This window comes from Desulfobotulus alkaliphilus, from assembly GCF_007830435.1.
GTDB classification, from domain to species: Bacteria; Desulfobacterota; Desulfobacteria; order Desulfobacterales; family ASO4-4; genus Desulfobotulus; species Desulfobotulus alkaliphilus.
On record NZ_VLLC01000061.1, the window covers coordinates 1 to 7271 of the forward strand.

The 7271-nt window shown below is 46.6% G+C and carries 8 protein-coding genes and 1 pseudogene; 6 read left to right on the forward strand and 3 right to left on the reverse strand.

Features of this window, described 5'->3' with window-relative positions; translation table 11 throughout:
- Nucleotides 1-383: 383 nt before the first annotated feature.
- Nucleotides 384-683, forward strand: a complete 300-nt coding sequence (locus tag LZ24_RS16535) for a type II toxin-antitoxin system Phd/YefM family antitoxin (RefSeq protein ID WP_186443226.1) — start codon at nt 384-386, stop codon at nt 681-683.
- A complete protein-coding gene (locus LZ24_RS16540; protein WP_144686815.1) occupies nt 673-1131 on the forward strand; it encodes a type II toxin-antitoxin system VapC family toxin in 459 nt (152 codons plus the stop codon). Before LZ24_RS16535 ends, LZ24_RS16540 begins: the two co-directional genes overlap by 11 nt.
- Nucleotides 1132-1244: 113 nt before the next feature.
- Here the strand turns inward: LZ24_RS16540 and LZ24_RS16545 are convergent, their stop codons facing one another.
- Nucleotides 1245-1715: a DUF4440 domain-containing protein gene (locus LZ24_RS16545; protein ID WP_246118630.1), complete on the reverse strand. Its 471-nt coding sequence runs from the start codon at nt 1713-1715 to the stop codon at nt 1245-1247.
- A 151-nt stretch (nt 1716-1866) separates the two neighbouring features.
- Entirely contained in the window at nt 1867-2229 is a 363-nt protein-coding gene (locus LZ24_RS16550) for a NifB/NifX family molybdenum-iron cluster-binding protein (protein WP_144686816.1), read from the reverse strand.
- A 422-nt stretch (nt 2230-2651) separates the two neighbouring features.
- Here LZ24_RS16550 and LZ24_RS16555 point away from each other — a divergent pair, with 422 nt between their 5' ends.
- The 4 genes from LZ24_RS16555 (at nt 2652) to LZ24_RS16570 (ending at nt 6912) form a co-directional block, all read left to right on the forward strand.
- Entirely contained in the window at nt 2652-3449 is a 798-nt protein-coding gene (locus tag LZ24_RS16555) for an undecaprenyl-diphosphate phosphatase (protein WP_144686817.1), read from the forward strand.
- A 332-nt stretch (nt 3450-3781) separates the two neighbouring features.
- Nucleotides 3782-5113, forward strand: coding sequence for a serine hydrolase domain-containing protein (locus LZ24_RS16560; protein ID WP_144686818.1), 1332 nt, complete (start codon nt 3782-3784; stop codon nt 5111-5113).
- A gap of 90 nt (nt 5114-5203) precedes the next feature.
- Nucleotides 5204-6256, forward strand: a complete 1053-nt coding sequence (locus LZ24_RS16565) for a linear amide C-N hydrolase (RefSeq protein WP_144686819.1) — start codon at nt 5204-5206, stop codon at nt 6254-6256.
- Nucleotides 6253-6912 carry a Fic family protein gene (locus tag LZ24_RS16570; protein WP_246118631.1) on the forward strand — a complete coding sequence of 220 codons (660 nt, stop codon included), beginning with the start codon at nt 6253-6255 and terminating at the stop codon, nt 6910-6912. The genes LZ24_RS16565 and LZ24_RS16570 overlap by 4 nt, the downstream gene beginning before the upstream one ends.
- On the opposite strand, the pseudogene LZ24_RS17430 reads toward LZ24_RS16570, so the two are convergent.
- A pseudogene (locus LZ24_RS17430) lies at nt 6884-7271 on the reverse strand (hypothetical protein); the annotation flags it as partial. The gene LZ24_RS16570 and the pseudogene LZ24_RS17430 overlap by 29 nt on opposite strands.

Consider the following 7271-nt stretch of genomic DNA (forward strand, 5'->3'; position numbering starts at 1 on the left):
TCACGATTAATTTTTCCGATAAGACATCTTTTATTTCTGGGTTTTCCTTCACTATTACGATAGGAAGTTGATTCATATAGATAAGTATTGTTTCCAACTTTTTGCTTCACAATACAAGCCATATCGCCCCCTTTGTAGTAAGATGTTATTATACCTTCAAGGGGGCAAAACTAGCAGTTTTTTAAAATTTTTGAAAATTATTTTTAGCCAAAAACAACAAATAAAAACTTTAATCTCAAAGCCATACATCCAATTTTAGCACTTTGTATAACGTTTGTAGGTGTATAATTTATCGGGAATTTAGGATTGACGTCTTCCGTTCCGAACCATTATAGTTGATATGGTTAATTTGGCATGAATGTGCTTTCATGGGGGCCTATCATATGGAAAAGACCATTGATGTTACTGCGGCACGCAGGCAATTCGGAACACTTCTGGACGAAGTCTTCCACAAAGGGGATATTTTTACTATCGAAAGAAAAGGTAAGCCCCTGGCAAGGATTATTCCTCTTGACCAATCTCTTCACCGAGAAGAAAAAAAAACCATTTCTTTACAGCAAAAAGCACTACTGAAAGAGCTGAATAGTCTTCCTAACATTGGTACAGACAAAGATCCGGTTGAAGTTCTTAGATCCATTCGTGAGCAAAAGCGAATCAAGGCAGCCAGTCAATATGACAAATAAACGCTACATACTGGATGCCAATGTGTTCCTGGAATATATTTACAATCGTCCATTACAAGATAAGGCAAAACAGATAATTAAAGATGCCATTCTGGAAAAAATTCAAGTCATAGTTCCAAGCCTTCTTCTGGATGAGATCACGGAAGTTTTGTGCGGCAATATGAACAACATGGAGATTATCGAGAAGCATTTGCAATATATTGAAAAGATTACAGAGTCAGAAGTATTGAATATTGTTGTTCCAAATACCAGAACTCGCATGAAAGCAGTGGCGCTCGCAAGAACAGGAAACAAGAAAAGTGGATATCCTGAATTGACTGATTGCATCTATCATGCCTTGGCCATCATGAACGACGCTGTTTTTATAACGAATGACAAAAGACATATTGCAAAAGTGAAGCATTTTGGACATATTGTCAGCTTATCAGATTATCCGGAGATGGAATAAATGCCGGGTTTGTACCAAAGTATTGTACAAATGGGTGGGGTAGCCCCTGCTTTATCCTTGAACAAAAAGCCCTGCATCCTTACCGGTACAGGGCTTTTTTTATAGGCCTTATTTTATGGTTTTTCCGGCATGGCCGAAGAGTGATGGCTGCTGATGCGCCAGTCTGAGCCATCCCACCTGTATGTAAAGGTGTAGCGGCCCTGTACCCTTTCTCCGGTTTCTTTGAATGTGAAGGTATAAAGGCCAGAATCAATGGCCATGTTACAGCCCAGTTCGATGTGGCTCAGGTCAATCTTTCCCGAGGGCTTTTTTTTCAGAAAATGCTCGAAGTAATCCTGCTTTTCCGCAACCGTGAAACGGGGTTTATTGGACACAGTGGGCAGAAGAATGCTTTCTGCTGCATAGTTTTCCACAACCCTTTCGGGTTCTCCGCTTTCAAGGGAAAAATTCCAGCGGTCAAAGAGAGCAGCGATTTCCTCCCGTGAGCTTTCTTTGCAGGCTTCCATAGAATGGGGCTTTTGCGATTGAAATGTGGCACAGCCCGAAAAGACGATAACTGCGGCAAACACAAAAAAATATTTCACCCTCTTTTCCTTTCTCCGTCAAAAAATCTGAAACCATTGTATACATTCACAAAAAGTTTTCTTGAAAAATTCTGTGAGCCCTTCAGAATATCAAAAGGTCTCACATCAAAAAATCCGGCGACCGGGAGGAAAAAAGGTTCAGCCTTTCCGGTCAGTGCCCGCATTCATGGCCATGGGCGATGCAGCCAATGCCGGAATCCCTTAAATCCCCAGAAATCCATTTATCGGCAATGGCCCGGACATCCCCCATGCAGCCCCGGATCACCTCAATGCCACTGGCTGCAAGCACACGTATGGCACCATCTCCCATGTTGCCCGCAAGCATAACCTTCACCCCCAGCTCCGCTAGGGTTCCTGCGATGTTGGATTTGCATCCGCATCCCACAGGAGAGGCCACCTTTTCTTCATGGATAATCTCTTTTTTCCCGTTCAGTGTGAAGACGGTAAAAAACTCACAATGTCCGAAATGGCTGTCTATGGTGTTGTTTTCTTTGGTTGGCAGTGCAATTTTCATGGTTCATTTTTCCCGGATCGCCTGTTTGCACAGGAAAGATCCGTGCCTTTCTTTTTTAAGGAGCGTTTTTATCCGTGCAGATATCAAGAAACCATTCTGAAAAGGAAGCTTTCTTTCCATATCAGAAAATGCCAGATTTTTCGGTAAGTCTCCAGATAAAAACAAAAGCGTAGCATTATTTTTATTAAATATTGCTAAAATTTCAGGTTTCAGCTAGTTCCTCTAGTCACGAACAGGCTTGTGAAATCAAAAGATGCCGGATGGAATTAAAGCCCCCCCTTCCATCAAACAACAAAGGTATCCTTTTAAAGTATAATGGAATCATGGTTGACGTGATTTGCTGGATAATGCGCAGGGGATTTTAACTGCCTGCCTCATCTGGCAGTCTGATTTTCAACTCTATTTGCCAAGGACATGGATTCATGAGTACAGCCGAAATCATTTTTTTATCTCTGATTCAGGGAATAACGGAATTTTTACCCATCTCTTCTTCAGCTCACCTGATCCTGCCCTCGGCCATTCTGGGCTGGGAAGATCAGGGGCTGGCCTTTGACATTGCCGTACATACGGGGACCCTCTTTGCCGTCATGCTTTATTTCAGAGAAGACATCAAAAACCTGTTATACGGGTGGATACAATCTTTCGCCGGGAATCAGAGTGAACATGGAAAAATGGCATGGTTTCTCATCATTGCCACCATTCCCACGGGCCTTGCCGGACTGATGGCCGGAGGTATCATTGAAACAAGCCTTCGCTCAGCATCGGTCATTGCGGGAACCACACTGGTTTTCGGGGCACTCCTCTGGCTTGCCGATGTCCGGGGTAAAAAAAAGCTTGCCATGGAAAGCATGAGTCTGAAACAGGCCCTGATCATCGGTCTGATGCAGGCCGTCTCCCTCATTCCCGGTACCTCAAGGTCGGGCATCACCATCACAGCAGGCCTGATGCTTGGCTTTGACAGAAAAAGTGCAGCCCGCTTTTCCTTTCTTCTCTCCATTCCCATCATTGTCCTCATCACCCTGTATCAGACGGTCAAGCTGATCCGTCAGCCCGAAATGTATGACATTCCAGCCCTTGCGGCAGGGGCCGGGCTTTCTTTTTTCAGCGCCCTTTTATGCATCCATTTTTTCCTTAAAATCATAGAAAAGCTGGGGCTTTTCCCCTTTGTCATCTACCGCTTTGCCTTAGGCATCGGCCTCTGTCTTTTTCTGTTTCTCTAAAAAATCCAAAGCCCCTTCATAGAGATTCAGAGTACTCCGGCACATGCTTTCCGTAGTGAAATGGGCAGATATCCTTACCCTACCCTTTTCACCCATGGATTGCCTGAGTTCTCTGTTTTTCAAAAGTATATACCAAAGAACACCCAAAGACAGAAAGCACTTGGGAATGGATACAAAACAATGTACGCTGTATCCAACTTTCAGGATAGGAAAACGGCCTTTTTGGCTTTGCTACGGATGAATCCACCATCCTGAACCTTCACAATCCCTTGGCAGCACTTTGAGGACACGCCGGAAAAAATCCTCACCCTTAATATCCGGGAGAAAACACCATGAAATCCTTACTTCGCCATTCACTCCCCGTACTGGCAGGTATCCTTGTTCTGTCAGGTCTTTTTGCCCAAACCAGTGCGCTGGCCGGTTCATATCTGAATGCTGCGCAGTCTGACCCCAGAGCACTGGGCTGGATGACGGGCTTTCCGCCGCCGCCTGAAAGGCTGATCATGCAGCCGGAATCTGATTTTTTCAGCTTCCCGAAACTGCGGTGGACGGTATGCCACATTCGGGAATTGATGCCCACAAAGCGGGTCTACAGGGGCATCACCCCGTTGACTTCTTTCGAGTATGCCCTGGATGCGGGCATTGATGCGGTGACCTTTACGCCCTTGGGTGGTGAAAAGCCCATGACATGGAAGGAGTCCCTTTCTGTGAACTATACCGACGGCATTCTTATTCTTCACAAAGGCCGGGTGGTGTATGAGAAGTATTTTGGTTGTCTCGACGGCATGGGCAAACATGCCGCCATGTCAATGACAAAATCCCTTACGGGACTCCTTGCCGAAATTCTGGTGGTTGAGGGACAGCTTGACGAAACGGCAAAGGTTTCCTCCATCATCCCGGAACTTAAGGACAGTGCATTTGGCAGTGCAAGCGTGCGTCAGGTCATGGACATGACCACGGCCCTTGACTACAGCGAGGATTACTCCGACCCTGAGGCGGATATCTGGCACTATTCTAAAGCGGCGAGTCCATTGCCCAAACCAGTGGGTTATGAAGGCCCGGACGGCTATTTTGAATATCTGCAGACCCTCCGGCAGGATGGTGTCCACGGTGAGGTTTTCGCTTACAGGACCGTCAACTCGGACGCACTTGGCTGGATTATATCACGGGCCAGCGGCAGGGATACGGCCCATTTGCTGTCGGAGCGTATCTGGAGCAGAATGGGTGCTGAGCAGGATGGATATATGACCGTAGATGCCAAAGGAACCCCTTTTGCCGGTGGCGGACTCAGTGCAGGCATGCGGGACATGGGCCGCATCGGGCTGCTGATGCTCAATGGCGGAAAGATCCATGGGCAGCGCCTGTTCCCGGAAGAGGTCACAAAGAAGATCCGGGCCGGTGGCGACAGGAAAGCCTTTGCTGAAGCGGGCTACAAAACCCTTGAAGGCGGCAGTTACCGCAGTATGTGGTGGGTCTTCCATAACGGACATGGTGCTTTTGCCGCGCGGGGCGTTCATGGACAGACCATCTATGTGGACCCGGCAGCGGATATGGTCATCGTACGGTTTGCCTCTTTTCCCAAGGCTGAGAATGCACAGATAGATTCCACCTCCCTTCCTGCCTATCAGGCCGTGGCAGCGTATTTAATGAAAAGGGATAAATAAATTATGGTGAACAAGGCCTCTTTCCGGGCGGCAATTCCGCTGCCCTCCAATTGTGCCAGTGGGCTTTCCCCTTATGAAAGGAAAAATGCAATGAGAAAAATGATGAATCTGTGGGCTGCTTTTATGATCTTCAGCTCCCTTGCCCTTGCTGCTGATGCCTACGCCTGTACGCGGGTTGTATACATCGGACCCGAACAGACGGTCCTCACTGGAAGAACCATGGATTTTTCCATTGATATTCCTCCCAATTTGTGGCTCTTTCCCAGAGGCATGGAGCGGAGTGGTCAGGTGGGGCCAAATTCCCTCAAGTGGGTGTCCCGCTACGGCAGCATTGCTACCAGTTCATGGGATATTTCAACGCCGGACGGCATGAATGAAAAAGGGCTGGTTGCCAATATGCTCTGGCTGGTTCAGTCGGAATACCCCCCTTTTGATAAGAAAGGAAGAAAAACAGGGCTGACCATTGCGGCATGGGCGCAGTATGTGCTCGATAATTTTGCCACGGTAAAGGAAGCCGTTGCATCTCTGGGAAAAGAGACGTTCGTTGTTGTCACCGATTTTATTCCCGGAACGGACAAGTTTACAACGGTACATCTTTCCATATCCGACGCATCCGGCGACAGTGCCATTCTTGAATATGTCGAGGGCAGACTGGTGATTCACCACGATCCTTCACATCAGGTAATGACCAATGATCCGCTGTTCAAGGATCAGCTGGCAATCAAAGGCTATTGGGATAATATCCCCGGCACCATATTCCTTCCCGGCAGCAATCGGGCCGCAGACCGTTTTGTGCGGGCGTCGTACTATATCAATGCAATCCCGCAAACCAGCGATCCTCACCTTGCCGTGGCCAGTGTGTTCAGCGTTATCCGTAATGTTTCGGTGCCCTATGGCATATCTACGGAAGGACAGCCCCATATTTCAAGTACCCGCTGGCGGGTTGTGGCGGATCAGAAACGCCTGATTTATTTTTTTGAAAACGTACTGACGCCAAACATTCTCTGGGTGGACATGAATCAGGTGGATTTTACGGCTGGAAAACCCGTCAGGAAGCTCCCGCTGGACGCAGGGCAGGTTTATGCCGGGAATGCCCTTGGACATTTTATTGTATCCGAACCCTTTGAATTTCAGGGGCTGTGATTTTACAGCAAGGCCCTGTTGTATGGGGGCAGGTAAAAGCTTCAGCTGAAACCTGCCTTTTTTTTGCTGTTGAAGAGCTGGAATGTCTGCTAATTATTTACCCGGTGGATGAAATGAACGAGACTCAGTGGAACATGATACCAAATAAAGCAAAAGCAGTTATGCTTGCCAGACGGCAACTGGCTGAGTTTGTGTGCGATGCCGTAAATCTGGAAGGAATTCATTTAACCCTGCCGGAAATCCAGACATTGATGGATGGGATTACGGTTGGCGGACACAAATTATCTGACCAGCAAATTGCGGTGAATCAGATTGAAGCGTGGCGGGCCCTGTTTGTGCTGATTGAAAAAAATCAGTTTGAAATCACCCGTGAAAAAGTCTGTGCCCTGCATGGGATAGCAGGTAAGGATGAGGCTTTGGAATGGGGAAAGTTCCGATCTGGCGGAGTTACCATAGCAGGGACAGACTATATGCCCCCCCGGGCTGATTCCTTGCCTGCACATTTTGAAAAAATGATTCAGGAATCATATGACATACCAGATATTTACGACCGTGCTATTCACTTTTTTCTTACAATGGCGAGGTGTCAGTTTTTTTATGATGTGAACAAACGTATGGGGCGTTTTATTATGAACCTGAATTCCCGAAAATTGTAACTATGGAGACAACTTTATATTGAGAGAGATCCATTAACCGTCGATGAGTCGGTGTTGTTTCAGTGAAAACCTGCCCATATCGATTGGAATATTTAATTTTGACCAGAGTTTCCATCTCTTCCATTACCTTCTTGACTGTAAAATATTTAATTTTTTCGTCTTTCTTTATTTTGGAACGTATAGAACTGACATAGATTAGTGCCAGGAATTGTAAGAACAACCTTCCATCCATTGCGGCTGCAGAGTGAACTCGAATCCGCTTCATATCCATATGATTTTTGAGGTCGTCAAAACAGTTCTCTACAACATCCTTGTCACGATAAACATGCAAAGCTTCATCAGCAGTTTTTATTTTGTTT

Coding starts and splice junctions, on each gene's coding strand:
- LZ24_RS16535 (WP_186443226.1), top strand. CDS start 384: ATGGAAAAGACCATTGATGTTACTGCGGCACGCAGGCAATTCGGAACA.
- LZ24_RS16560 (WP_144686818.1), top strand. CDS start 3,782: ATGAAATCCTTACTTCGCCATTCACTCCCCGTACTGGCAGGTATCCTT.
- LZ24_RS16550 (WP_144686816.1), bottom strand. CDS start 2,229: ATGAAAATTGCACTGCCAACCAAAGAAAACAACACCATAGACAGCCAT.
- LZ24_RS16555 (WP_144686817.1), top strand. CDS start 2,652: ATGAGTACAGCCGAAATCATTTTTTTATCTCTGATTCAGGGAATAACG.
- LZ24_RS16565 (WP_144686819.1), top strand. CDS start 5,204: ATGAGAAAAATGATGAATCTGTGGGCTGCTTTTATGATCTTCAGCTCC.
- LZ24_RS16540 (WP_144686815.1), top strand. CDS start 673: ATGACAAATAAACGCTACATACTGGATGCCAATGTGTTCCTGGAATAT.